Source organism: Citrobacter sp. TBCS-14 (assembly GCF_005280805.1).
Lineage (GTDB): Bacteria > Pseudomonadota > Gammaproteobacteria > Enterobacterales > Enterobacteriaceae > Citrobacter > Citrobacter gillenii.
Window position 1 is genome coordinate 1 of record NZ_SZWM01001144.1, and the last position, 246, is coordinate 246.

Consider the following 246-nt stretch of genomic DNA (forward strand, 5'->3'; position numbering starts at 1 on the left):
GGCGGCGGCGGTTCAGGTAGCGGACAAGGCCAGGCCAGTCAGGATGGCGAGGGTCAGGATGAGTTCGTCTTTCAGATATCTAAAGATGAATATCTTGATCTGCTGTTCGAAGATTTAGCGCTTCCTAATCTGAAGCAGAATCAGCAACGTCAGTTAACGGAGTTTAAAACGCACCGTGCAGGATTTACCTCCAACGGTGTGCCCGCCAATATCAGCGTGGTGCGCTCCTTGCAAAACTCACTGGCG

The 246-nt window shown here is 52.0% G+C and carries 1 protein-coding gene; it reads left to right on the forward strand.

Features of this window, described 5'->3' with window-relative positions; genetic code table 11:
* Positions 1-246, forward strand: a 246-nt coding sequence (locus FDX22_RS24465) for a DUF444 family protein (RefSeq protein ID WP_146717917.1), incomplete at both ends; no start/stop codon positions are given.